Annotated in this window: 22 protein-coding genes and 1 pseudogene; 9 read left to right on the top strand and 14 right to left on the bottom strand. The window is 63.8% G+C overall.

Going from position 1 to position 24,836, the window contains the following annotated elements:
- Positions 1 to 38: 38 nt before the first annotated feature.
- Positions 39 to 1,736: an alkaline phosphatase D family protein gene (locus tag ACZYZ4_RS16420; protein ID WP_463862579.1), complete on the top strand. Its 1,698-nt coding sequence runs from the start codon at positions 39 to 41 to the stop codon at positions 1,734 to 1,736.
- On the opposite strand, the gene ACZYZ4_RS16415 is transcribed toward ACZYZ4_RS16420, so the two are convergent.
- The 6 genes from ACZYZ4_RS16415 to betA all read right to left on the bottom strand — a co-directional run bounded on the left by ACZYZ4_RS16415 (position 1,675) and on the right by betA (position 10,786).
- Positions 1,675 to 3,999 carry an FdhF/YdeP family oxidoreductase gene (locus tag ACZYZ4_RS16415; protein ID WP_463862577.1) on the bottom strand — a complete coding sequence of 775 codons (2,325 nt, stop codon included), beginning with the start codon at positions 3,997 to 3,999 and terminating at the stop codon, positions 1,675 to 1,677. The genes ACZYZ4_RS16420 and ACZYZ4_RS16415 overlap by 62 nt on opposite strands.
- Positions 4,000 to 4,009: 10 nt before the next feature.
- Entirely contained in the window at positions 4,010 to 4,630 is a 621-nt protein-coding gene (locus ACZYZ4_RS16410; protein WP_463862576.1) for an MBL fold metallo-hydrolase, read from the bottom strand.
- Positions 4,627 to 5,751 carry an S-(hydroxymethyl)mycothiol dehydrogenase gene (locus ACZYZ4_RS16405; RefSeq protein ID WP_463862575.1) on the bottom strand — a complete coding sequence of 375 codons (1,125 nt, stop codon included), beginning with the start codon at positions 5,749 to 5,751 and terminating at the stop codon, positions 4,627 to 4,629. Before ACZYZ4_RS16405 ends, ACZYZ4_RS16410 begins: the two co-directional genes overlap by 4 nt.
- Before the next feature lie 58 nt (positions 5,752 to 5,809).
- Entirely contained in the window at positions 5,810 to 7,396 is a 1,587-nt protein-coding gene (locus tag ACZYZ4_RS16400; RefSeq protein ID WP_463862574.1) for an APC family permease, read from the bottom strand.
- Between the two features lie 154 nt (positions 7,397 to 7,550).
- On the bottom strand, positions 7,551 to 9,074 hold the full coding sequence (locus tag ACZYZ4_RS16395; protein WP_463862572.1) for an aldehyde dehydrogenase family protein: 1,524 nt from the start codon (positions 9,072 to 9,074) through the stop codon (positions 7,551 to 7,553).
- Positions 9,071 to 10,786, bottom strand: a complete 1,716-nt coding sequence (betA, locus tag ACZYZ4_RS16390) for a choline dehydrogenase (protein ID WP_463862571.1) — start codon at positions 10,784 to 10,786, stop codon at positions 9,071 to 9,073. The genes ACZYZ4_RS16395 and betA overlap by 4 nt, the downstream gene beginning before the upstream one ends.
- Before the next feature lie 477 nt (positions 10,787 to 11,263).
- Between betA and ACZYZ4_RS16385 the strand changes: the two are divergent.
- Together ACZYZ4_RS16385 and ACZYZ4_RS16380 are read left to right on the top strand one after the other, a co-directional pair.
- A pseudogene (locus ACZYZ4_RS16385) lies at positions 11,264 to 12,437 on the top strand (aminopeptidase P family protein); the annotation flags it as partial.
- 56 nt (positions 12,438 to 12,493) lie between these two features.
- Positions 12,494 to 13,330 carry an IclR family transcriptional regulator gene (locus tag ACZYZ4_RS16380; protein WP_463862570.1) on the top strand — a complete coding sequence of 279 codons (837 nt, stop codon included), beginning with the start codon at positions 12,494 to 12,496 and terminating at the stop codon, positions 13,328 to 13,330.
- A gap of 222 nt (positions 13,331 to 13,552) precedes the next feature.
- On the opposite strand, the gene ACZYZ4_RS16375 is transcribed toward ACZYZ4_RS16380, so the two are convergent.
- The 5 genes from ACZYZ4_RS16375 to ACZYZ4_RS16355 form a co-directional block, all read right to left on the bottom strand.
- Positions 13,553 to 14,332, bottom strand: a complete 780-nt coding sequence (locus ACZYZ4_RS16375; RefSeq protein WP_463862569.1) for a GAF and ANTAR domain-containing protein — start codon at positions 14,330 to 14,332, stop codon at positions 13,553 to 13,555.
- A gap of 11 nt (positions 14,333 to 14,343) precedes the next feature.
- Entirely contained in the window at positions 14,344 to 14,592 is a 249-nt protein-coding gene (locus tag ACZYZ4_RS16370) for a hypothetical protein (protein WP_463862568.1), read from the bottom strand.
- Positions 14,589 to 14,885, bottom strand: coding sequence for an ANTAR domain-containing protein (locus ACZYZ4_RS16365; RefSeq protein ID WP_463862567.1), 297 nt, complete (start codon positions 14,883 to 14,885; stop codon positions 14,589 to 14,591). Before ACZYZ4_RS16365 ends, ACZYZ4_RS16370 begins: the two co-directional genes overlap by 4 nt.
- A gap of 629 nt (positions 14,886 to 15,514) precedes the next feature.
- Positions 15,515 to 15,772: an SGNH/GDSL hydrolase family protein gene (locus tag ACZYZ4_RS16360; RefSeq protein ID WP_463862566.1), complete on the bottom strand. Its 258-nt coding sequence runs from the start codon at positions 15,770 to 15,772 to the stop codon at positions 15,515 to 15,517.
- Positions 15,773 to 16,063: 291 nt separating this feature from the next.
- Positions 16,064 to 16,375 (bottom strand): hypothetical protein, encoded by a 312-nt coding sequence (locus ACZYZ4_RS16355; protein ID WP_463862564.1) that lies wholly within the window; start codon positions 16,373 to 16,375, stop codon positions 16,064 to 16,066.
- A 204-nt stretch (positions 16,376 to 16,579) separates the two neighbouring features.
- On the opposite strand from ACZYZ4_RS16355, the gene ACZYZ4_RS16350 reads away from it, so the two are divergent.
- The 6 genes from ACZYZ4_RS16350 to ACZYZ4_RS16325 all read left to right on the top strand — a co-directional run bounded on the left by ACZYZ4_RS16350 (position 16,580) and on the right by ACZYZ4_RS16325 (position 21,277).
- Entirely contained in the window at positions 16,580 to 17,383 is an 804-nt protein-coding gene (locus ACZYZ4_RS16350; RefSeq protein WP_463862625.1) for an alpha/beta hydrolase, read from the top strand.
- 154 nt (positions 17,384 to 17,537) lie between these two features.
- Positions 17,538 to 18,263 (top strand): FadR/GntR family transcriptional regulator, encoded by a 726-nt coding sequence (locus tag ACZYZ4_RS16345; protein WP_463862623.1) that lies wholly within the window; start codon positions 17,538 to 17,540, stop codon positions 18,261 to 18,263.
- A gap of 77 nt (positions 18,264 to 18,340) precedes the next feature.
- On the top strand, positions 18,341 to 18,592 hold the full coding sequence (locus ACZYZ4_RS16340) for a hypothetical protein (protein ID WP_463862563.1): 252 nt from the start codon (positions 18,341 to 18,343) through the stop codon (positions 18,590 to 18,592).
- Positions 18,593 to 19,177: 585 nt separating this feature from the next.
- A complete protein-coding gene (locus tag ACZYZ4_RS16335) occupies positions 19,178 to 19,354 on the top strand; it encodes a hypothetical protein (protein WP_463862562.1) in 177 nt (58 codons plus the stop codon).
- Between the two features lie 263 nt (positions 19,355 to 19,617).
- Positions 19,618 to 20,367 carry an alpha/beta fold hydrolase gene (locus ACZYZ4_RS16330; protein WP_463862560.1) on the top strand — a complete coding sequence of 250 codons (750 nt, stop codon included), beginning with the start codon at positions 19,618 to 19,620 and terminating at the stop codon, positions 20,365 to 20,367.
- A 478-nt stretch (positions 20,368 to 20,845) separates the two neighbouring features.
- The gene (locus tag ACZYZ4_RS16325; RefSeq protein ID WP_463862559.1) at positions 20,846 to 21,277 is read left to right on the top strand and encodes a phosphotransferase; all 432 of its coding nucleotides are present in this window, start codon (positions 20,846 to 20,848) and stop codon (positions 21,275 to 21,277) included.
- A 924-nt stretch (positions 21,278 to 22,201) separates the two neighbouring features.
- Here the strand turns inward: ACZYZ4_RS16325 and ACZYZ4_RS16320 are convergent.
- From ACZYZ4_RS16320 to ACZYZ4_RS16310, 3 genes are all read right to left on the bottom strand, one after another.
- Positions 22,202 to 22,708 carry a GNAT family N-acetyltransferase gene (locus ACZYZ4_RS16320; protein ID WP_463862558.1) on the bottom strand — a complete coding sequence of 169 codons (507 nt, stop codon included), beginning with the start codon at positions 22,706 to 22,708 and terminating at the stop codon, positions 22,202 to 22,204.
- Between the two features lie 256 nt (positions 22,709 to 22,964).
- A complete protein-coding gene (locus tag ACZYZ4_RS16315) occupies positions 22,965 to 23,528 on the bottom strand; it encodes a chloramphenicol phosphotransferase CPT family protein (RefSeq protein ID WP_463862557.1) in 564 nt (187 codons plus the stop codon).
- Between the two features lie 54 nt (positions 23,529 to 23,582).
- On the bottom strand, positions 23,583 to 24,305 hold the full coding sequence (locus ACZYZ4_RS16310) for a class I SAM-dependent methyltransferase (RefSeq protein ID WP_463862556.1): 723 nt from the start codon (positions 24,303 to 24,305) through the stop codon (positions 23,583 to 23,585).
- Positions 24,306 to 24,836 lie beyond the last annotated feature (531 nt).

The raw sequence follows: 24,836 nt of genomic DNA, 5'->3' as shown, positions 1-24,836 counted from the left end.
CCATGGTCGCCGCGGTCCGGAACGGGTACAACTAAGTCATGACGACGTCACCCCTGGTGCTCGGCCCCATGATGCGGTTCGTGGATGAGACCTCTGCCAGCATCTGGGTGGAGACCCGGTCTGCTGCACGGGTGTCGGTTCGCGCCGGCGGCAGGGACTGGGTGGCCGGTACCTTCGCAGTGCACGGCCACCATTACGCACTGGTGGAGGCGGACGAACTCGAGCCAGGAACGGTGCTGCCCTACACCCTGGAAATCAACGGAACACAATGCTGGCCCGATCCCGCCTCGGGGTTTCCGCCGCCGGTGATCGCCACGCTGAAACCCGGCAAACCGCTGCGCATGGCCTACGGCTCCTGCCGCACCAGTGTCCCGCACGACGAGTCCGGCAACCGGACGCACGGCGTCGACGCGCTCCGCGCCTACGCGTTGGCGATGGCCTCAGGCGGAGACCTGCCGTGGCCGGATCTGGTGGCGTTCCTCGGAGACCAGGTGTACGCAGACCTGACCAGCGAGCAGATGGAGCAATTCATTCGGGCCCGGCGCGATATCGATGCACTGCCCGGCGAGGAGCTCAAGGACTACGAGGAATATGCCCACCTCTACAATCTCGCCTGGTCCGATCCTGCGAACAGGTGGCTGCTGTCCACCCTGCCCAGCGCCATGATCTTCGATGACCACGACATCCGCGACGACTGGAACGCCTCGCTGAGCTGGAAGAGGAAGATGGAAGCCACCTCATGGTGGCACGGGCGGATTGTCTCGGGACTGGCCTCCTACTGGGTCTACCAGCATCTGGGCAACCTGTCTCCGCGGGAGCGGCTTAACGATGCCATCTGGCAGCGGATCGCACGGCACCGGGGCGAGGCCGAACTCGACCTCAGCGAGGAATTGGACAGTTTCGCGGAACGCGCAGACCGGGACCCGGAATCCTACCGGTGGAGCTTCTGCCGGGATTTCGGGGACACAAGACTGATAGTTGTGGACTCCCGCGCTGCCCGGAATTTGGCGCCAGAAGCCCGCGCCCTGCTTGATGATGAGGAAATGACCTGGCTTGACGGCCAGATGCGCGGCGGATTCCGCCACCTGCTGGTGGCAACGTCGCTGCCTTTCCTACTGCCGATGGGCCTGCACCACGTCGAGTCGTGGAATGAGGCCGTTTCGGAAGGCGCGTGGGGGAAGCTTGCCGCCCGGGCCGGCGAGAAGCTGCGTCAGGCAGCGGACCTTGAACACTGGGGCGCCTTCCAAAAAAGCTTCCAGGAGGTGGCTGCCATGGCGGCCGAGGTCTCCGATGGCAAGCGTGGCCCGTCACCGGAGACAGTCACCTTCCTGTCCGGGGACGTGCACTTCTCCTACGTCGCGGAGGTGGAACGCTCCTCCGGCAGCCGGATCATGCAGGCAGTCTGTTCCCCGATCCGTAACCCTCTTCCCCGGCTGATGAGATACTTCGGGGCTGTCATGGCCTACGGCCTGGCTGCGCCGATAGGTGCCCTGGTGGCCCGCTCGGCGCGTGTGCCGGACCCGCCGTTCCGCTGGAAACGCGTCGAGGGGCCCTGGTTCACTAACAACCTGGCCACCCTCGAGGCTGCCCCGGAAGGGCTGAAACTGTGGTGGCAGACAGGCGTTGTGGAAGACGGCGACGACCTGCACCCAGGGCTCGAAACTGTGGCATCCCTTACCGTGGCTCCCCGGAGATCTCAGGAGCGTGTGGCTCGAAGCGGACGAACATTGCCTTGAAGCCGGGGGTGTTGGATTCGCGGGCCACGTTTTCTTTGTGGACCAGGGCGTTGGCTTCGGGGAAGTACGCGGCGGCGCAGCCCTTGGCCGTGGGGTAGGCGACCAGCCGGAATTTGGCGGCGTGCCGGTCGTGGCCGCGGAAGGTGCTGACCACGTCCACGAGGTCGCGGTCCTGGAAGCCCAACTCGGCCAGGTCCTCCGGGTGTACCAGGATCACGCGGCGGCCGTCCGAGATCCCGCGGTACCGGTCATCGAGGCCGTAGAAGGTGGTGTTGTACTGGTCGTGGCTGCGGATGGTCTGGAGGACCAGGTGGCCCTCGGGCGGGGTCAGGAATTCGAGCGGGCTGACGGTGAAGCGGCCTCGGCCGATGTCCGTCTTGAAGGATCTGGTGTCCCGGGGCGGGTTGGGCAGCACAAAGCCGTTTTTGGTTCGGATCCGGGTGTTAAAGTCCTGGAAGCCGGGGATGACGCGGGAGATGTGGTCCCGGACCACGTCGTAGTTCCCGGCCATGGCCTTCCAGTCCACCGGATGGTCTTCACCGAAGGTAGCGTCGGCCATCCGGGCGATGATCACGGGCTCGGCGAGCAAGTGATCGGACACTGGCTGGAGCCTGCCCTGGGTCGAGTGGACCACGGACATGGAGTCCTCCACGGACAGGAACTGGGCACCGTTGGGGTGTTTGTCGTCCTTGTCCGTCCGGCCCAGGGTGGGCAGGATGAGCGAGGTGCGCCCGTGGACCACGTGGGAACGGTTCGGTTTGGTGGACACGTGCACGGTCAGGCCGATCCGCTGCATCCCGGCCTCCAGGGCCTGGGTGTCGGAGCCGGCCAGGGAGAAGTTTCCGCCCATGGAGACGAAAACGTCGACGTCGTTGCGGTCGAAGGCCTCCATGGTTTCCACCGCGTCGTAGCCGTGGGGGCGGGGCGATTCGATGCCGAACTCGGTATCCAACGCGTCGAGGAGCCAGTCCTTGGGTTTTTCCCAGATGCCCATGGTCCGGTCGCCCTGGACGTTGGAGTGCCCGCGGACCGGGCAGGCGCCGGCGCCGGGCTTGCCAAAGTTGCCCTGCAGGAGCAGGACGTTGACCATTTCTTTGATGGTGTCCACCGAGTGCGGCTGCTGCGTGACGCCCAGGGCCCAGCAGAAGATCGTGGCCTTGGATCGGACCAGCATCCCGGCCACGTCCTCGATCTGCTGCCGGGGCAGGCCGGTCGCCTTCTGGGTCTCGGCCCAGTCCAGCTCCTGGCGGGCATCACGGTAGGCGTCGAAACCGTCCGTCTGCGCGTCGATGAACGAGCGGTCGACGACGGTGCCCGGGTTCCGCTCCTCCTCCTGCAGGAGGAGGTGGCCGAGGGCCTGGAACAGGGCAAGGTCCCCGCCGACCTTGATCTGCAGGTACTCATCGGCGAGCGGCGTGCCGCCGCCCACTACCCCGGAGATGGTCTGCGGATCCTTGAAGTTGAACAGCCCGGCCTCGGGCAGCGGGTTGACGGCCACCACCTTACCGCCGTTGTCCTTGCACTCCTTCAGCGCCGACAGCATCCGGGGATGGTTGGTGCCGGGGTTCTGCCCGACGACGAAGATGAGCTCCGAACCGTGGATGTCATCCAGGGACACGGTGCCCTTGCCGATGCCGATGGTTGGATTCAGCGCCGAGCCCGAGGACTCGTGGCACATGTTTGAGCAGTCCGGCAGGTTGTTCGTGCCCAAAGCCCGCGCGAACAGCTGATACATAAACGCGGTCTCGTTGGCCGTGCGGCCGGAGGTGTAGAAGACGCAACGGTCCGGCGCGGAGGACCGGATGTGCTCACCAATCAGCTCGAACGCATCCGCCCAGGAAATCGGCGAATAGTGGGTCTCGCCCTCGCGGATCACCACCGGTTCGCTGAGCCTGCCCTGGTTGCCCAGCCAGTACTCCGTCTTCCCCGACAACTCGGCGATGGAGTGGTCGGCCCAGAACTCCGCCCCCACGGTCCGCAAGGTGTTCTCCTCGGCCACGGCCTTGGCACCGTTCTCGCAGAACTCGGCCACTTTCCGTTTTTTATCCGATTCCGGCCACGCACAGCCGGGGCAATCGAAACCGCCCCGCTGGTTCACCTTCATCAACGAATGGGCCGTCCGGGACACCCCGGCCTGGGCCACGGCGCGCTCCAGTGCAACCATCACCGCCTTGACCCCGGCCGCTTCCCTCTTCGGTTTATGGACGTCGAGCTCGTCCTCGTTGATGTCCGCCACGGGCGCGGGCTGCTTACCGAACTTCACTTGACTGCTTTCACTGAGCCACCTGGGCCAGGGTCTCCCGCTCAGCCCCGATGGTGGTGTTGTCGCCGTGGCCCGTACGGACGACGGTCTCGGGCGGAAGGGTGAGCAGCCGTTCCCGGATCGAGGCGAGGATGGTGGGGTAGTCGCTGAAGGACCTGCCGGTGGCACCCGGCCCGCCGTTGAACAGCGTGTCTCCCGTAAAGACCGCCCCTTCTCCCTCCAGGAGGAAGCACATGGACCCGGGGGAGTGGCCCGGGGTGTGGATGGCCCTCAGGGTGGCGCCGCCCATGCGGAAGACTTCGCCGTCGGCCAGCTCCCGGTCAGGTCTGTCGTCCGGGTAGACCTGCTCCCACAGGATCAGGTCAGCGGGGTGCAGATGGATGGGGGCGTCCACCGCTGCCGCGACCTCGCGTGCAGCGCCGATGTGGTCGTTATGCGCGTGCGTGAGCAGGATGGCCAGGACCTTCCGGCCCCGGACCTGGCCGATGATCGCCTCCGCATCATGCGGGCAGTCGATGATCACGCATTCGTCGTCGTTCCCCACGATCCAGACGTTGTTGTCCACGTCCCAGGTGCCGCCGTCGAGCGAAAACGTTCCGGAGGTGACCAGGTTCTCGATGGTGACGCTCATGCGGTCTCCGCTCCCGACGCGATGCCAGCAGCCGGGCGGATTTCCACCACGGAACGCAGCACCTTGCCCTCGTGCATCTTGGTGAAGGCTTCCTCCACCTGGTCGATGGTGATGCGTTCGGTGACGAAGGCGTCCAGGTTCAGGTTGCCCTGCTTGTAGTGCTGGACCAGCATCGGGAAGTCGCGGGAAGGCAGGCAGTCGCCGTACCACGAGGACTTCAGGGATCCGCCGCGGCCGAAAACGTCCAGCAGGGGCAGCTCGAGCTTCATGTCCGGCGCCGGAACGCCCACCAGCACCACACGGCCGGCGAGGTCGCGCGCATAGAACGCCTGCTTGTACGTTTCGGGACGTCCCACCGCCTCGATCACGACGTCGGCACCGTGGCCCCCGGTCAGGGCCCGGATGGCCTCGACGGGATCTTCCTTGCTGGAGTCCACACCGTGCGTGGCGCCCAACGACCTGGCCATTTCCACCTTGTTGGCGTCGATGTCCACGGCGATGATGGTGGTGGCGCCGGCCAGCTTGGCGCCGGCGATCGCGGCGATGCCCACACCGCCGCAGCCGATCACGGCCACGGATTCGCCCCGCTTGACCTCACCGGTGTTGATGGCGGCGCCAATGCCCGCCATGACACCACAGCCGAGGAGGCCGACGGCGGCGGGATCGGCGTCGTTGTCCACTTTGGTGCACTGCCCCGCGGCAACGAGCGTCTTCTCCGCAAAGGCGCCGATGCCCAGCGCGGGGGAGAGTTCCGTGCCGTCCTCGAGCGTCATCTTCTGCGTCGCGTTGTGCGTGTTGAAGCAGTACTGCGGCTGACCCTTGGCACAGGCGCGGCACTCCCCGCAGACGGCCCGCCAGTTCAGGATGACGCGGTCGCCGGGAGACACCTCGGTGACGTCCGGACCGACGGCGCTGACCACGCCGGTGGCCTCATGGCCCAGCAGGATGGGGAAATCGTCGGTGATTCCGCCCTGCTTGTAGTGCAGGTCAGTGTGGCAGACGCCGCAGGTAAGGATGTCCACCAGCGCCTCTCCCGGACCGGGATCCGGCACGAGGATGGTCTCCACCGTGACCGGTGCGTTCTTTTCCTTGGCGATGACGGCCTTTACTTTGTGAACCATGATTCTGTGTTCCTTTCCTGAGCCCGGGGGACTCGTGGCTGACGGCACTCCAGGCAATCTAGCCGACTCGTTGTGGTTCGAAATCATCTTCCCGCGGTTCCTGGGTTTGCTGGGCACTCGGTGCTGCGGCCGCGTGCTCGGCGAGGACGCCGGTCTGGTGCCTGAGCTTCAGCCGGTACATCAGGACGCCAATGACGACGACGGCGCCGACGAAGAGGACTCCGCCCCACTGCAGGTACCACTCAAACGGCGCTACCGAGTTGTAAATCTCCGGCCGTGGCCAGACCAGGTTCAGGGTCATGCCGCCGCCCCAGAGCACGGCGAGGATATTTACCGGCAGGCCCCACTTGCCCAGGCTGAAGCCAGGCTCGGAATCGTCGTCCGGCAGCGGCCATTTCTTCGCGAAGCGGCGGCGGAGCATGGGCACGGTGACCAGCAGGTAGGACAGGTAGATCAGGACAATGCTGATGCTGGAGAGGATGGTGAAGATGGCCGGCTGCGAGACGTTGACGATCAGCGGGATGACGGCGACGATGCCGATCACGATAGCGGCGACCGTGGGGGTTTTTCGGACCGGGTGTACCTTGCTGAGCTGGCGGCTGAACGGCAGGTTGTTGTCCCGTGCCATCGCAAACATCATCCGGATCGCGGCGGCGTGGACGGCCAGGGTGCAGACGAAAACGGCCACCACAATGCACGCCAGGAACGCCTTGCCGAACGGGCCGCCCAGCACGGAGAGCACGATGTACTGCAGGCCGCCGTCGGCAGCACCCAGCTTGGGGTCGCTCAGGTCCGGGGCGGCGAGGAGCCCGCCGAGAATGATCAGCCCGCCCAGGACGAAGGATGCGGTGATGGCGCGCAGGATGGCCTTGGGTGCAGTCCGCTTGGGGTCCTTTGTTTCCTCACCGAGTGAACTGGCGGTGTCGAAACCGTACATCACGTAGCCGGAGGCCATGGCCCCGATGAGGAACACTCCGAAGAACCCCAGCGGGTGGTCTTGGCCGAAGCCCGTGGTTTCAAAGAGGACGCCCGGCCCGCGGACCACATGCCAGGCGAGGGCCAGGATGAGCAGCACGGCCGCGGCGAGCTCCACGAAGACTCCGATGCTGTTGATCTTGGTCATGAGCTTCACGCCGAACGCATTGATCAGCGTAGAGATGGAGATCATGATGCTCGCCAGCAGGACGCCGTTGACCGCGAAATCGGACGGGCCCGTGCCGTCACCCACCAGCTGGAAGCCGGACCAGATCTGCGGCAGGGTGAGCTGCAGGGCCAGGGCCACTGCTCCCAGCGCCACGATGGAGGAAATCAGCAGGAGCCAGCCTGCAAGCCAGGCGAAGGTGCCGGAGGAGAGCCTCTTGGCCCAGTTGTAGACGGACCCGGCCACGGGGTAGCGGCCGGCGAGTTCGGCGAAGCACAGGGCCACCATCAGCTGGCCGGCGAACACGATGGGCCAGGACCAGGCGTAGGCCGGACCGGCCATGGCGAAACCAAAGTAGAACAGTTGAAAAACGCCGGTGAGGATGGAGATGTAGCTGACCCCGGCGGCAAAGCTGGCAAACTTGCCGATGCTGCGGTCCAGGGTCTGGGCATAGCCGAACTCGTCCATGCCGCTTGCGTCAACGCTGTTGCTGGGTTTTAACATCTGAGCTCCTAAGTCGAATAGCACGATGGTGATGGCCCGGCCTTGCCGGCGCAGGCATCATCTACGGTCCGGCGCGAAGCGATGCGCGCCGGACCGGTTCCCCCTGGTTGTTGCGTAGCTGTTACTGCGTGGCTGTTAGCCGTTACTGCCCGTCCTATTCCTCTTTAGCCGGCCCGAACCAGCCGCTGGGAGCGGGCCGGGTGTTCTGCCAGATGTGCTTGGTTTCCCGGTATTCGGCCAGGCCGAGCGTTCCCAGTTCCCGTCCGTTGCCGGACTGCCCAAAGCCGCCCCATTCCGCCTGCGGGACGTAGGGGTGGTAGTCGTTGATCCACACCGTGCCGTGCCGCAGCGCCTGCGCCACGCGCTGCGTGCGGGAAGCGTCGCCGGACCAGACAGCTCCGGCGAGGCCATAGACGGTGTCGTTGGCGAGTCGGATGGCCTCGGCCTCGGTCCGGAAAGTTTCCACGGTGAGCACGGGGCCGAAGGATTCCTCCTGCACCACGCGCATGCCGCTGCTGCAGCCATCCAGGATGGTCGGCGGGTAGTAGCTTCCTGCTGCCAGGTCCGCCCCGCCGGGGGAGGTGCCGTCCGGGATAAAACCACCGCAGATGAGCGTGGCGCCTTCCTCCACCCCTGCCTGGACGTAGGCGTGCACCTTGTCCCGGTGGGCGAAGGAGATCAGCGGACCGGTCTCGGCCTCGGTGTCGAAGGGCCCGCCAAGGCGGATCTTCCTGGCCCTTGCGGCCACCTCGGCCACGAAATCATCGTGGATTGATTCCTCCACGATCAGGCGCGCCCCGGCTGAGCAGACCTGCCCGGAGTGCAGGAAGATGGCGGTCAGGGCGAAGTCGACGGCGGCTTCCCAGTCGGCGTCGGCGAAGACGATGTTCGGGTTCTTTCCGCCCAGCTCCAGCGCCACACGCTTGACCGTGCCGGCAGCCGCTTCCATGATGCGCTTGCCGGTGGACAGGCCGCCGGTGAATGACACCAGGTCCACCCGGGGGTCTGTGCTGAGGACGGCCCCGACTTCAGGTCCGGTTCCAGTCACGAGGTTCGCCACGCCCGCCGGCACGCCGGCCTCGGCCAGGGTATCCATCAGAAGCACTGCCGTGGACGGCGTCAGTTCGCTGGGCTTGAGGACGAACGTGTTTCCTGCCAGGAGGGCAGGCGCTACCTTCCACGAGACCTGGAGGAGGGGATAGTTCCAGGGGGTGATAAGGCCGCAGACCCCCACTGGCATGTGCACGATGCGGCTGATCGCGTCGGGGTTGCCGGTATCGATGACCCGCCCGGCGTCGGTTCCGGCAATCCCGGCGTAGTAGCGGAAGCAGGCAGTGATGTCATCGATGTCGTATTCGGCCTCGACGTAGCGTTTCCCCGTGTCGAGCGCCTCGGCCCTGGCGTAGGCTGCCTTGTCGCGCTCCAGGAGGTCCGCGACCCGGTGAAGCACCCGTCCGCGCTCCTTTTCAGGGGTGCGCGGCCAGTCGCCGTCGTCGAATGCGCTCCGCGCACTGGCGACCGCGGCCTCGGCATCCGCCGCCGTTCCTTCGGCGACGACGGCCACGGTGGTTCCGTCGGCAGGACAGCTGATGGTGCGAGTCCGGTTTCCCGACGACGGCGACCACCCGCCGTCGACATAGACGCCGCGGGCTAGCTGGACTTGCGTATCAATCATCATTTCCTCGCCTTTGTTGCTTCGTGGTTCCGGTCGGCCTCATCCCGGACCAGCGGGCTGATGCCGTGCCGGTAGAACTCAGTGTTCTGTGGCGCGAGCGGCGTCTTCCCCGCAATGAGGTCGGCCGCCTTTTCGGCGAGCATCATGACCGGGGCGTAGATGTTTCCGTTGGTCACGTAGGGCATGGCTGACGCGTCCACCACCCGGAGGCCTCGCGTGCCGTGCACGCGCATGTCGAGCGGGTTCACCACGGCCATCGGGTCCGATTCCGGCCCCATTTTTGCGGTGCAGGACGGGTGCAGGGCCGTTTCAGCATCGCGGGCCACCCAGTCGAGGATCTCGTCGTCGGTCTGGACTGCCTGGCCCGGGGAGAGCTCGCCTCCATTGAAGGGGCCCATGGCCGACTGGCCGAGGATGTCGCGGGCAATGCGGATTGCCTCCACCCATTCGCGGCGGTCCTGTTCGGTGGAAAGGTAATTGAACAGCATTGACGGGTGGACGGTGGGATCCGTGGACTTGATTTTGAGGCTGCCGCGGGCATCCGAATACATGGGGCCAATGTGCACCTGGTAGCCGTGCTTCGCTTCCGCCTTCTGGCCGTCGTACCGCACAGCCACGGGCAGGAAGTGGAACATCAGGTTTGGGTAGTCGACCTCGTCGTTCGAGCGGACAAAGCCGCCGCCTTCGAAGTGGTTGGTGGCCGCGGGGCCCTTCCGGCCCAGGATCCACTGCAGGCCGATCAGCGGGTAGCGCCACAGGTCCAGGTTGGGCTGCATGGAGACGGGCTGCGTGCAGGCATGCTGGATGTAGACCTCAAGGTGGTCCTGCAGGTTTTCGCCCACGCCGGGCAGGTTGACCACGGGGTTGATCCCGAGCGATTTAAGGTGTTGCGCATCGCCCACACCGGAGAGCTGAAGCAGCTGCGGCGTGTTGATGGCGCCGCCGGACAGGATGACCTCGCCGGCGTTGACGGTGTGCAGCTTCCCGTTGCGGCGGTAGGTAACTCCGGTGGCCACGTTGCCGCTGAAGTTGACCTTTGTGACCAGGGCGCGGGTCAGGACAGTGAGGTTGGGCCGGTTGGTATTGGGGCGGAGGTAGGCCCTGGAAGCCGAAAGCCGCTGGCCCTTGTGCACATTCCGGTCGAAGGCCGCAAAGCCCTCCTGGCGGTAGCCGTTGACGTCGTCGGTCGGCGGGTAGCCAGCCTCCTGGGCAGCTTTGAAGAAGGCCTGGAAGAGCGGGTTGGTCGCGGGGCCGCGCTCCAGGACCAACGGACCGGAGTGGCCGCGCAGCTCGTCCTCAGGATCCGCGGCCAGGGCGTTCTCCATCCGGTTGAAGTACGGCAGGCAGTGCGCGAAGTCCCAGGTGCCCATTCCGGCGTCGGCGCCCCAGCGTTCGTAGTCGAGCGGATTTCCGCGCTGGAAAATCATCCCGTTAATTGAGCTCGACCCGCCGAGGACCTTGCCACGCGCGTGCGCTATCCGCCGTCCGCCCATGTGCGGTTCGGGATCAGACTGGTATCGCCAGTCGTAAAGCGGGTTGCCGCTGGGGAAAGTCAGGGCGGCAGGCATTTGGATGAAAAGGTCCCAGGGGTAGTCGCTTCGTCCGGCTTCCAGCACCAGGACACTGTGCGAGCCCTCAGCGCTCAGCCGGTTGGCCAGCACGGAGCCGGCGCTGCCCCCGCCGACGATGACGTAGTCGTAGTTGGTCTCTGTCATGGTGCAAAGTCTCCTGTACGTCGTGCGGGCCCATCGTGGTGGCGCCCATTGGGAACTCCTCGAAAAGTTGGCGAGGTGCCGCCACCGCGTCCATTCAATTGCGTATTACACAACGCGGTGCATATAGCGCGTACTCGAAAATATGGCAGCCATCACACCGAGGTGTCAATAGAACGCCGAAGTACAGCGTCGGCGCCATTGGCTGGAAAAGTTCAGGCTCCGGACTTCTACGCAACTCGGATTCGTCTGATGCAACTCACTGTCATTCCTGCCTGCCGACCACCTCCTGCACGCAGCTTCCTTATCGCTGCGTCAGTTCACTAGTCTGAAACACAAAGCCTTGACTGTGTTACATGTCATTCCTACTCTGGTGCAACAGGGTTGCTCCCATTGCAACTGGGAGTCTTCAATATCTGCTCACAAAGATATGGCCAGCGCGAAACTTTTCCCGATAACGGAACTGCACTACAGAAAGGCATCACCCCAACAGCAGAGAACACAACATCAATCGACGAACTGGAGCGACTGAGGGTTTTGAAAAACGGCGAGAAAGACAGCCTGACGTTCTCAGACACCGAGTTTGAACGCCGCCTCGCGGGCCTGCGCCTGATCATGGCCGAGAAGGAACTGGACGCCGTCGTCCTCACCAGCTACCACTCCGACTTCCTGTGCACCACCTTCGGCCGCTCCTACGGCATGGTGGTCACCAAGGACGACACCGTGACCGTCACAGCCAACATCGACGCCGGCATGCCCTGGCGCCGCAGCTACGGCGACAATCTGGTCTACACAGACTGGCGCCGGGACAACTACATCCACGCCATCAAAGAAGTCCTGCGAAGCCGCGGCATCAACCCGCGCTGTCTCGGCGTCGAGGACGTCTCGCTGCCGCTGGACAACCGCAACAAAATCCGGGCCGCCTTCTGCTGCGCGACGCTCGTGGACATGGCCAAGGCTGCCATGCGCCAGCGGATGATCATGTCAGCCGAAGAAATCGAGGTCATCAAGCTCGGCGCCCGGATCGGCGACCTCGGCGGCGAGGCCATCCGCAACGCCATCAAGGCCGGCATCACCGAGTAGGAGGTTGCCCTGATCGGCACCGAGGCCATGGTCCACGAGATCGCCCACACTTTCCCGGACTCCGAGATCCGGGACACCTGGGTCTGGTTCCACTCCGGCATCAACACGGACGGCGCCCATAATTGGGCCACCACCCGCAAGATCCAGGAACACGACATCCTGTCCCCTGAACTGTTTTCCCAGGACCAGCGGGTACTACACGGCCCTGGAGCGCACCCTGTTCTACGGCGAACCCGATGCCCGCTCGCTGGAACTGTGGAACATCAAGGTTGAGGTCCACAAACGCGGCCTTGAGCTGATCAAGCCCGGCGCCGTGTGCAAGGACATCGCCGCGGAGCTCAACGAGATCTACGTGGGCCATGGGCTGCTGGCGAACCGGACGTTCGGCTACGAGCACTCCTTCGGTGTCCTCAGCCACTACTACGGCCGCGAAGACGGCCTGGAACTCCGCGAGGACATCGACGCCGTCCTGGAACCGGGCATGGTGGTCTCCATGGAGCCCATGATTACCGTCCTTGATGGCCGGCCGGGTGCCGGCGGCTACCGCGAACACGACGACCAAGTGAGCGGCGCCGTGTCTGACACGGCGCCGCTTTCCGCTGACTATGCGCAATGATAGTGAGGATCATGACCAAACTAGATTCCAGCGACACCAACGGCAGCGACACCAACGGCAAAGGCGACACCAAGGGCGCCTCAGTCATCGTCAACGCCATCGCCGTCCTGCGATCGTTCACGGCCGACGACCCCTTGCTGGGCGTCACGGAGATCGCCAACCGGGTGGGCCTGCACAAGAGCACGGTGTCACGGATCCTGGCAACCTTCGAACAGGAAAACCTCGTGGAGCGTGATGCGGACACCCGCCGTTTCCGCCTCGGACTGGGCCTGATCGCCGTCGCCGGCCCGCTGCTTGCCGAACTGGAGGAGCGTCGCGTAGCCTATCCCGTCCTGCGCGAACTAACCGAACTGACAGGCGAAACCAGCGCCTTGATGATGTGGGAGGGCAACGAGTCAATCTGCGTGGAGCAGATTACGAGCCGTCACCAGATCAAGCACTCTTCCCCTCTGGGGGCGCGGTACAGCGACGCTTTGAGTTCCTCGGTTCAGGTGTTCCTGGCAACGCAACCGGAGGAAAGGGTGCGTTCCCTCCTGCGCAGCGGTGCCATTACTTACCCCGGGCTGGACGAGGCCTCCCTCGAGGACTATCTGCTTCGCCTCAAGGACGACTCCAGCCGGGGATGGGCTATCAACTACGGCGAATCCTCCATGGATGAAGTCGGCGTTGCCGCCCCCGTCTACGATCACCGCGGCGACCTGGTGGCAGCAGTCCTCATCCCCGCCCCGCGGTTCCGCGTTTCCAAGGACCGCATGCAGAGCCTCGGCGAATCCTGCAGGGCAGCGGCGGACAAAGTCACCGCACGGCTGGGCGGCAACGCACCCGGCGCCGGCCGGGGAGACCGCTAGGAATCCTCGGACCGCGGATCCCCTGACCCGAGCTCGTCCGCATAGGGCGCGCGCGGGCCGGCCTGGCCAGAGGAAAGTTCGTGGCCGCCACGGCCAGCAGGTCCCGCTGCAGTTCGGGCAGGGAGAGGAGGCCCTGCAGATAGGCCTCCACTTCATACTCGCCGACTGAGCCGCCGATGCCGAAGTAGTAAAGCCACACGTCGCATTAATCACGGATGTTGGCTATTCGTCGTAAGTGGTGGGAAATACCCGTTCGCCGGCAATTCCGGAAATGATGCCGGCGGCCACCTCCTTTAACTTGATATTGCGGTGACTGGACGCCTTGACCAATATCTGGAATGCCGAATCGCGGCTGCAACGGTTCTGCGCCATGATGGCCCCAATGGCCGTGTCAATGACGGTGCGGGACTTCAGGGCCGCGGAGAGGTCGTCACGCGCGTCGCGCAACCGCGCGATGTTCGGGGCAAGGTCCAGCGCCTTGGCGGCGATGCCGGTAAGCCCGACAGCCGCATCAATTCCGTGCTGGGGGAACCCGCTCGCGTTGGGGGAGTAGAGGTTTACCACCGCCTGCGAAGGCGCCTGCAGATGCATTGGGACCGCCAGAATGGAGCCGATGCCCGTCGGGCGGGCGGCCCGGTTGTATTTCGGCCAACGAAGATCGCCGTCCAGGTCCGGGACATGGACCATGGTTTCTGTCCGAAGGGCTGCCAGGCACGGTCCGTCGCCGATGCTGTTTTGCAGTTCGTCCAGATTCCGGGCGAGGGTATCGCTGCTGGCCACAGCGACCGGCCGCTTCTGCCTGACTACCGTGATTCCACAGGACAAGTGGTTCTCGGGCTGTGACAGTTGCGTGGCTATAATCGCGGCCGTGTCCGTCAGGAATTCACGGACGTCGGAGCTTGCCATGACCAGGTCCTGGAGGCGCACAAAGTCGTGCAGGCCGGCGCCGGAACGTCCAAAACTGCCGAATTGGGGGTCTCGGATATCAGAGTCCTGGGACATGTGCGCTTCCTTCACGGTCCGTTCGCCGTGATCTCCTTGATGGCGGTCTGGATGAGATCCATCTGCAGTGGGGCCAATTCCGTCGACTCGTGCAGATAGGCATCCACCCCGAGCTGATCGACGTTTCCGCCGATCCCGTAATAGTAGGTCCATAAGCCGGGGAGGCTGATGTTCCCGTTCTTGAACTGTGCGGCGGCTAACTTGCGCTGGTCCGCCTCGAAGGCAGGCTGGGGGGTGCCCAAGCCGCCGTCGTCGGTCATTTCTCTCCGCCTCCTGTGATGACGGGGATGTCTGACGCGTGGTGCAGGATGTCCTCGGCGATGTCATGCAGCCGGCGGTAGCTGCTGCGGGAGGCAAGGTGCAGGAGTTTGGCGGCGGTTTCATGGCTGCCGCGGTTCTGCACCATAGGCAGGGCCACGGCCGAGTCCACAACGGCCCGGGACCGCAGCGCCGACCTTAAATGCTCCGGGTATGGGTCCGAAGGGTGCACGCGGATTGCCAGGCGCAGGATCCGGGAAAGCGACGCAGCGTGGTCCTCAATGGCGGTCACCATGTCCGGGCTAAAAGTATCGAGCTGGTTGAATAGCAGTTCAGGGCGGAGCGGGAACCGTTGTCGGTGGGGATGGGGACAGCCAGGATTGTCCGGATGCCTTCGTCTGCGACCGCCCCGGCATACCAGGCCCAACTCTCGTCCGCCTGAATCACGGATGAGGACTGTGCGCTGCTCCCGTAACGCCGTCAGGCAGGGACCGTCGTCGAAAGCGTACTGGCGTTCGTCCAGGGTCCGGGCCGTCTCCGTGCTGCTGGCTACCGTCACGGGACCGGTCTCCCGTTCCACCGTGATGGCACACAGCAGGGGCCTCTCCCCGCCAGCAAGGACGCAGAAATCGCTGTCAGTCCCAAGAGGAATTCCGTGAAGCCCGGACTTTCAAGGAGAAGGTCCTGCAATTGCTCCGCCGTCGACAGAGCATCATTTTCGGCCATGGGGCCTCAATTCCAAGCATCGCCGGGGTCCACGACTCGGCTGCCGGCAGTGCGCTCTTGTTCGCACGCGGTCCGTACATTCAACCCGGACCTGTTCACCACCCGAAATCTCCTACCACTGACACTACGCCCTTCCCGGGCGGCCGCCGGTGGTCCCGGCGAAGTATTAGTAGCCGGTAGCGCCCGCGGAAAATGGGGTCAGCGCGTGTTCGCCACTGCGGAAAGCAGCGGGCCCAGCCGTGCGGCCATCAGCCGGTAGCCCGTGTTGCCAGGATGGAGCGTATCCGGCATCAGTTCGGCGGCTTCGGCGGCAGTGAAGACGGCGGCGCTGCCCAGGCAATGGATCCCCTGGTCGCCGCGTTCCCGCTGGACACGCACGGCGGCGGCTGCGTCCCGGTAGTCCCTCAAGGTCATCCCGACGGCGTTGGGCAGCTCCTCCCGTGGCAGCGACAGCATGGGGGTGATGACGGCGACCGGCGCCAGGGGATGGGCTTTGCGGATGTTCGCCAGGGACCCGGGACCTGGCTGGCGTAGCTGCGTTCTGAAAAGATGGCAGCGTTACGCCACCAGGGCCGGCCAGGTTTCCGATGGGTGGTCGGCCTGCTGGCAATGCGTCAGCGAGCTGCCGTCCGTCAGCCAGCGTTTGCCGGACTCCGTCGCCGGCTGCACTGCCTCTCCCCGCAGCGACGCTTCGTGGATTCTGACCGTCCCAAACTGTGGGAGCCACAGCTGGACCGATGTCCCGGGCTAGAGGGTTCCCAAGGCGAGTCCGTAACTCACCCGGCCAGCTGCGGGGAACCGGTGGGCGAGTTTGCCATCCGCCAGGACGTCAAGCGGTGAGCTATCAGCGGTGCCTTCTGCGTCCAGGACCAGCGTTCCTGACGACGTCGTCCAGCTTGCCCGGATGCCGGCGCCCGTAGTGGCGCGGTCCTTGAGTCCGTCGGTGGCCGGGGAAACAAGCAGGGCCGGATCGAGTCGCCGGAAGTGCTGCCAGCCGCCGGTGTCAGTGATGACCTGGAAGGCCCCGGCCCAGTGCGCGTTGATGGAATTTACGGGCACAAATCCACCGATTTCTGACTCGACGCCGGGGCTACCCGCATCACGCTGTAGGCTCGGCACATGGCTGATTTGCGGCGTCGGACCTTTGTCTTCCGCGCGCTGGTTGGCGCGGCGGCCGCGGCGGCCGTTGGAACTCTAGGCGCCGCGTGTTCGCCCGGCGCAGAGCGGGACGGTACCGCCGGTGACGGCGCCAAGGGGGATGCGGTGAAGCGGCACAAGTACCAGTACGGCGAGGACGCCAGCCAATGGGGCGAGCTCTTCCTGCCGGAGCTGCCGGCCGGCGGTGAGCACCGCGGGGTGGTGGTGGTGATCCATGGCGGCTACTGGCGCTCGCAGTACGGCGCAGAGCTGGGGGAGCCGATCGCCAAGGATCTGGCCGCCCATGGCATGGCTGCCTGGAACCTTGAATACCGCCGGGCCGGAAATGGCGGGGGCTGGCCACATACCTTCGTGGATGTGCTCGCCGGAATTGACAAGCTCGGCGACCTCGCGGCCGACCATGCCCTGAACCTTGGCCCGGTGGTGGCGCTGGGTCATTCGGCCGGCGGGCATCTGGCTGCCTGGGCTGCCGGCCGGGGCAAGCTCGCCCAGCTGGGAGTGCCGGACGCCGACCGCCAGGTCCCGCGAAAACCTGATGCCTCAGCGGTGCATCTGACTGGCGTGGTCAGCCAGTCCGGCCTCCTCAACCTGGCCGAGGCGGAGAAGCTGAACCTCAGCAACGGTGCGGTAAGCAACCTGCTGGGCGGGTCGTCGTCGAAATATCCGCACCGCTACAGGTACGCTGACCCGATGACCGCCCTTCCGCTGGCCGTGCCGATCGTCGCTGTCCATGGGTCGGAGGACACCACCGTTCCGCTGGGCCAGTCCGAGTCCTACGTCAATGCCGGAACCGCCGCGCGCATGGAGACCCGGCTAGTCAGGGTTCCCGGGGACCATTACGCGCTTATCGATCCCAAAACGCCTGGTTTCCGGGCGTGCCGCGAGCTTGTTAGGTCCCTTTTGGGTTAGATTCGGCGCCCTGGGGTTAGCTTGCGTCCCTCCGGGTTGAAACTGCTCAAATAGGTTCGTCAGTTCTAGACATTGGACGTCCCATCTCCTGTAGCCTTGAGATGTAAAACGAGTCGCGACCCCTAAGCGCGGCAAGGAGAGTACCCACGTGGCCATCGCATCGCAAGAAGTATCGCCCGCCCGTTTCAGCGCGCAGCTCCGTTCGCATGCCCTGCAGACACGGATCATGGACCTTATTCTGGACCGCGGACTAGACGTCGGTGACGCGCTGCCCACCGAAAGTGAGCTCTCCGCCGAACTGGGTGTGGGCCGCAACACCGTCCGCGAATCCCTGAAAGTGCTGCAGGCCCTCGGCGTGATCGAGATCCGGCACGGCTTTGGCATGTTCGTGGCGCCCAACAACTTCAGTGCCCTCGTGTCAGGCCTGACCTTCCGTGGCCGGCTGTCCCTGCGACACAAGGGCGAGGAAGCCATGGAGCTCATCGATGTGCGCCAGGCTCTCGAATCTGGACTGATCGGTTCGGCCATTGACCTGCTCACTGACGAGCACCTGGCTGACCTGCGCTCCACCATGGAAGCCATGGAGGACGCGGCCAAGAAGGGGGAGCCGCTGTATGAGCACGACGCCGAATTCCACCGCCGCCTTTACGCCCCGCTTAACAATGAGCTGCTGATCAACCTCATGGACGTCTTCTGGCAGGTTTACCGCAAAATCCATCTGGCCCTCGGTAACGGCCCGGTCAACCTCGAGCAGCAGACGCAGGACCACTGGGACATCTTCGAGGCCGTGGCCAACAAGGACAAGGCCCTTGCGTCCGAACGCTTGCAGCGTCACTTTGACGGCATCCGCCTGAAACTCAAGGACGTCGCGGCCGCTTAGCCTGTTTTTCCTTCGACGCCCGCGCCCCGGGCGGACTTAGCCCTGCCCGCCCGCTGTTCGCAGAGAGTACCTTTTGCGTGGAAATTTTCGTTGTTCCTACCGCCTCAGCCACCGGTTCCGTCGCCGCCGGGATCCTCGCTGCTGTCATCCGCAGCAAGCCCGACGCCGTCCTGGGCGTGGCCACTGGGCGGATGGCCGCTGCCCATCTACGCGGCGCTCGCCAACCACCTGCTGGACATGTCCTCCGTCCGTGCTTTCAGGCCCTCGGCGGCTTTGCGGGCGTCTACGGCGGAGTCGAGGAGGGGCCTAACGACTGCAGCGACGGATGAGCCCTCCGGCATCACTTGCTCATCGCGGGCTAACAAGCTGTCTGGATGCGGTGAATATGACAGCTTGTTAGCTGACCGGTCCTGCGTCTTCTGGAGCCATTGGCCCAGCCCTTCCCAGTCCGAGGATGATGTCTCTTGGTTCGGCATGCTCAAAAGTGTGTCAGAAGGGGCTGACCCCTGGCGCACTCTGAACCCGCCCTGTAAGTGCGTTCAAATACGAGCGTTGTCGTCCTGACGCGGGGCCGTCCGCCACTCCACACCGATTCGAGGGAACAGTTGGCGGCGGGCCCCTACGTGTCAGGCTGGAACGGTACCAAGAATTGCCGTCCGGTTAGGGCATACCCCAGGTGGACGTCAGGGAGGGGCGGATATTGGTGTTGAAAGTGGGGCAGCGGGAACGCGCCACTTCTTCCGAGCTCTCACCTTAGACTTGGCGGTGAGGAATTAGCTTGGGGGGCTCATGAATTCACGCGGCGTATGCCTGGTAATTGAAGATGAACCTGGTGCGAGGGGACTTCAGTCCCTGAGCATTCGGACATCAGGAACGCTCGCGGAACGACTCGAAGGGTCGGCAGGCCAGAACCGATGATCGAGTCATCCACGTTCACCTTAACCCTGACCTACGTCGGCACCCTCGGGGTGGCCGCGGTCATGTTCCTCGGCCAGATCATCGCGTTCACTGCGATGCTGGCTCTGGCCGGAATTGTCGGCCTCCTCAGCCACGCAGCCCGACTAATCACACGCAGCCGGCCCGGTTCCTGAAACGCTTCCCGGCACATTGGAAGAGCGGAACCCGCTGTACTCCAGTTCCTAGGAAGTGGGACACCATCCGCCGCGCGCACTGGTGTGCCGTGTACCACCCCCTTCGCTGGACACTTCGGCTTTCGGGCGGGACCTATGCGCGCCCACGGTGCAAACGCCACTGGGGTCAGTCGGCCTGTAGGCTCTGGTTCGTGATTGCTCAAGTCTCAGGAGAAGGCCTCCCGCTCGTCGCCATCCACGGATTCGGGGTAGATCATCGGATCATGCTCCCGCTGGAGGACGCCATTGATGATGCCGGGTGGCAGCGCATCTATATTGACCTCCCTTGGGCTGAAGGAAACGGTGACATCCACGCCGCCAGCGCAAACCATGTCGCGCAAGGGGCACTGGACGACATCCACGAATATCTCGGAGACCGACAATTCGCGGTGATCGGCAACTCCTTCGGCGGCATGATTGCCCGGCACGTCGCTCACGAGCTCCGAGATCAGATCCTTGGCCTGGCCACTCTTGCGGGTGTGTTCGAGCCGATCCATAAGTCGCGCAGCCTTCCCTGCCGGCAGGTTGTCCGGGAGGACCCGTCCATCCTGGCCATGGCTGGCCAGGTGAGGGACGACTACGAGGAGATGACCGTCGTCCAGAGCGAGGCCACGCTCGATGCATTCATCCGGTATGCACTCCCTGGCCTTCGCGGCGCGAACCAAACCGTTCTCGAACGGGTGGCAGCGGAGTATGCGCTCTCTGTCGAACCGGAGGTCGCTCACCCTGCTCCCTTCGAAGCGCCTTCTTTGCATCTTTTCGGGCGTCAGGACCATGTAACTGGATATGAGGATGGGTGGAAACTTCGCGACCACTATGTCCGGGGCACCTATGCGGTGCTCGATGCCGCCGGCCATAATGCTCATCTTGAACGCCCGGATCTTACTGCCGCCCTAGTGAAGGATTGGCTCGTGCGGGCCGAACGCCTGCCCTTGGCCCTGCCCCGTGAGGGTCACTCAAACGGAATGCCCTGAGACCGCCCGTGAGCTAATGCAGGCACTTTTGGACATGCTGTACAGAGGGATTCGGATACTGACAGATTTGGATCCACGGGGGGTGTCCCGGTTCCAAGGAAGTGGGATGGGGTCGACGCTGGCCTTTGGCCAACTTGGTTGCCACCCAGTAGCCTGCTGGGGTGGTTGAGGAAGAGGAAGAACTGACAGGTGGAAATGCTTCGGAAAGTGTTGTCCGCGTTGGTAACACCGTCCGAAAACCGTGGTTGGAAAACTCTTCCGTGGTTCAGACCTATCTTGGTGCGCTCCGCTCGGCTAGCGTGGATGTTCCTGAGGCCCTCGGCCGGTACGAAGAAGGCCGACATGTGATCGAGTACGTAGAAGGCGCGTCTGCTCTGGATCAGCTGCCGTTCGGACACGATGACTTGCTACGGATGATCCGGCAAATCCATGACGCGAGCGAAAACGTTGCTATTCCCAGTCCGGGGGGGGTTGGAACGTGCTGCTGCCCGCCGAGAATCCGGACCTGATGTGCCACGACGACCTCGCCCCGTGGAACCTCCTCATGGGGGAGCGGTGGGTCTTCATCGATTGGGACGCAGTCGGCCCGAGCACCCGGCTGTGGGATCTGGCGTACGCCGCGCAGTCATTCGGCGTGCTCTTTGACGGGCAGCCGGTGGATGAAGCTGCGTTGAGATTGCGTGCAGTCATTGACGGGTATCGAGCTAATGACGCGCTACGTAGGGCGTTGCCGGCCGCTATGGCGAAACGAATGGCCGCCATGTACAAGCTCCTGAAGTCGTGGCACGAGACCGGGTTCCAGCCCTGGGCTGACATATATGTCGACGAACACGGCGAGCACTGGCGTGCCGCTGCTGAATATGTCCTCCAGAACCAAGTGATTTGGGAACAAGCCCTCGCGCGGCAATAGAAGCTTGGGGGAATCCACCTCGCGACAACTGCCAGACCAAGTGTCCCGGTTCCTAGGAAGTGGAACAACGTCGCTGTAATGTCGAAGCTCGCTCAGTTCGGCTGGCTTGGTGGGACTGAGGGATACTCCCGCTAGCTTCGAGTTCGCGACCTCACATTGAGGTGAATGGATGGCCCTCCGGACCGTTTTATGTGCGGTCAGTCTGTGAAGGGCCGGCCGGCCGCCGGATAGGGTATGCGATCAGTCTGGCGATTCCGACGACGGCTAAGAGGATGCCGCACGCGGCCAGTTGGCCGAGGAACATGAGGAACGCCAGCTCTAGGATGCCTTGATGATCCCTTTCGTTGTCGCTCTTCACTACTTCATAGACCTAATGAATCCGTTGATCTCCGGTGAACTGGCATATGGTCATCCCGGTACTACGAATACCAGGCAGCGAAGGATCAGGCCCTCATCGTCCTGGCCGTCCTCGTCATCATGGTTATGTACCTGACGCACCGCTGGTACAAGAAACTGATCCGCGCCCTTGGGCCGCGGCCTGGGGGGATACCCCGGCAAATGGAAGCGCTGGCTCGGCGCCGTATAGAGCTCCGAAGGACCTGCCGTGCGGACGGGTTTCCCACGGTCCAAAACTTATGCAGCCGGGGAACCCCTGACATTGTGGCGAGCGACACATCAGATGTGGGGTTGTGGCTTTGTGAGGAAAGGAACCGTAAGCAGCGGGGGAGACTTCCATGCGCTCGGGGGGCTTCTCCTGGACCACTTGCGGGGACAACCACAAGCTGCGGCTCGGCGCTCCATCACCACCAGACACCCGCGGGACTACGAGACGCTATGTGTCAGAAAGTGTACGAACCGGACAAGTTGTGCGTCCGTCAAGTATCCGATGAAGCGGCGCAACTGATGGATCATTTCGGAACGGAGCTATAGGAGCGCGGCCGTCATCTGGATGCGACGACCGTACAGGTCAAGTCCTAGTCGTTCTTCTACCTCGGCGAGGTGTTTGTGGAAGTCGGTCGACGGCCTCGTTTCGACGAATCCGGCGCGCGCGTAGAAGGGCCCGTTCCAAGGGACGTCGGCGTAGGTTCGCAAACTGATCGACTGGTATCCGCGGCGGCGTGCTTCGTTCTTCGCGGCCTCGACAAGCGCCCGGCCGTGTCCGCGCCGGCCATGTTCGGGCAGCACCGACAACTGCTCCAAGTGGGCAGCCTGGTCGAGTTCGAGGACGTGTACGAACGCGATTACGGCGCTTCCCTCGGTCTCATCCGCGACCAGAATGTAACCAGGGTCCGCCGCCCTCGACCCAGCGGAGGGGGCTGGCTCCCATCTGTGGGGCGTCAGTCGGTCAATGAGCAGTTGGTCGGCGGCGTTCTCTATCTGCTCGATCGTCACATTGTCCGGTGGGGCTGCGAAGCGGATACGAAGGGTCACCGGCAGAGTCTACGGTCCGTCCCCAGAGACGGGCCATCCCCGGGCCACACGTCGAGATCTCTGATCAAGCATTTGGCCACCGTAGCGCCCGGTGTGACTGTTGGGCGGCCGTCGTTGTGTTCTCAGAAACAAGGGATTGCGAGAACAGTTTGAATCGAGAACTGCGACTTCCGAACATCGTGGATGTGGATTTGATCGTTTTCTGGCTGCTTTCTGTGAGCGGTCGATGGCGGCCCCATGTTCGATAGAGGATCCCTCAGCGGTCGGACATCTTGCGCGGGAGCCGGCTCGCGATGTCGTGTGCGCATTCTTCGGTTGAGCGGTCTGTGGTGTTGACCTCTAAGTCGTAAACGACTCCGCTGTGCACGATTAAAGCCTGTTGTCGCGCCATTCCTTCCACGCGGTCAGCGCGTTGTGTTTCGCGGGATGCGGCGACATCCGGGTCGCAGTGGATTCCCACCCACATCAAGCTCACGTCGCTAAACGTAGACTGCAGACGTTCCTGTCCAGCACACCCGGAAAGCAGAACCTCATCAAGGATCATGTGGGCCCCTGCCCTGGCCATACTGCTGAGCCCGGTGTACCAAGTACGTTCTAGGGCCCGGTGCTCAGCGCTGAAGGTGATAGTGCCGTCCTGCTCGTACGTTATTCCCGCCCGCGGGCTACTACCCCGACCGGGAAGCGCTTCGATGAACGTGTCGACGCCGAAGGTCAACCAGATGCCCGGAAGGATTTCCTGAAGAGCTCGAGTAATCGAGGACTTACCGGAGCTCGAACCCCCGTTCAGCACGATCACTTGAGGGTTCTGGTCAGTAGACATTCCGCGAGCCTAGCTCAGAACAGAAGGCGCAGACCATGTCCGTAAGCCGGTGCCTCAGCGGGCGCGGGCGACGAAGATCATGATTGATGCATCTTCAGTGAATGGACCGCGCTCCCAGTCGCCGTAGACGGATTCGACGACGAACCCTGCGGCGTTTAGTTGCTGCTCAAGGGTGTTCTGGTCACGAAAGACGAGCAGCAGGGACTCTGTAACGGTCTCCTTGGTCGCCGCAAACAGGTTGTGAGCTACAAGTTCGACGGTTCCCGGCGCTGTCTCTGAGACGTCCAGCCACTCGACGAGCTTGCCGTGAGGGGTCTCCCGCGTGGTGCGTTCACCCGATGCCCAGTTCTCCCACTCACGTACGGCAGGATTCCGGCTCTCAAACGCGAGGGTTCCGCCCGTCTTCAAAGCTTGGCGCAACCCATGGAGAGTACGCTCCCAGTCGCTATCGGGAACGTGCTGAGCGACGTTGCCCGTCATCACTGCGTAGTCGAATCCGTCTCGGGGAATGCTGCTGCTATCGCCCAGGATCCACTCCACAGCATCGGCTCCCACTCTGCGACGTGCGTAGGCAAGCATGGTGGCTGACGGGTCTAAGCCCACGATATCTCGACCCTCGCGCGCGAAGGTGACAGTGAGGATGCCAGTTCCACATCCGAGATCGAGGACCGACTCTGCAGAGACCTCGTCCGCGAGGGTGCGGTAGAAGTCGTGATCTGGCCCGTCCGGATTGTCCTGGTCATAAAGGTCAACGAGGCGCTGGTCGTAGTCGGTCATACGAATGAGGCTACAGCGCATCATTAACCGCCCCTCGCTGTGCGTAAGCCGGTCGTCCAGCGAAGCAAGCTAGTCCGAAAGTTTTTGAATCGCGATCGCCGGGTTTCCGCGGCCGCTCGATTCCCGTAAGGCCCGCCCGCAAAATGCCCGGTGAGCAGAGACCGTACTCCTTTTCGATCGCCAGCACCTGTTCCACTTCCTTGGTACCGGGACACTTCAAACGGGACGCTCCCGGCCTATAGATGTGAAGTCACGTGAACGGCGCTACCCCCGGTGGTGGGGACGCTCGCTTCGGGGAACCTTTCCGGGTCCTGCGGACGCTAGAAGGCATGAGGCTGATGGCGGAGAATGAACGACGTGTGGCGCAAGTGCCATGGAGGCAACGCTGACGCATTCGGGGTCCTGTAGGTTCTGCATATGGAACTGTTCCACCTTGCAATATCCGATTCCGAGCTTGTCGACCTGCAGGATCGGCTCAGACGAACGCGTCTTGTTCCAGGGACGCCGGGAAGTGAGTGGGCAGCCGGTGTC

The sequence above is a fragment of the Pseudarthrobacter adonitolis genome (assembly GCF_055412845.1).
Note: the sequence above shows the minus strand (reverse complement) of the source record. Positions and strands in the feature narration are given on the sequence as shown.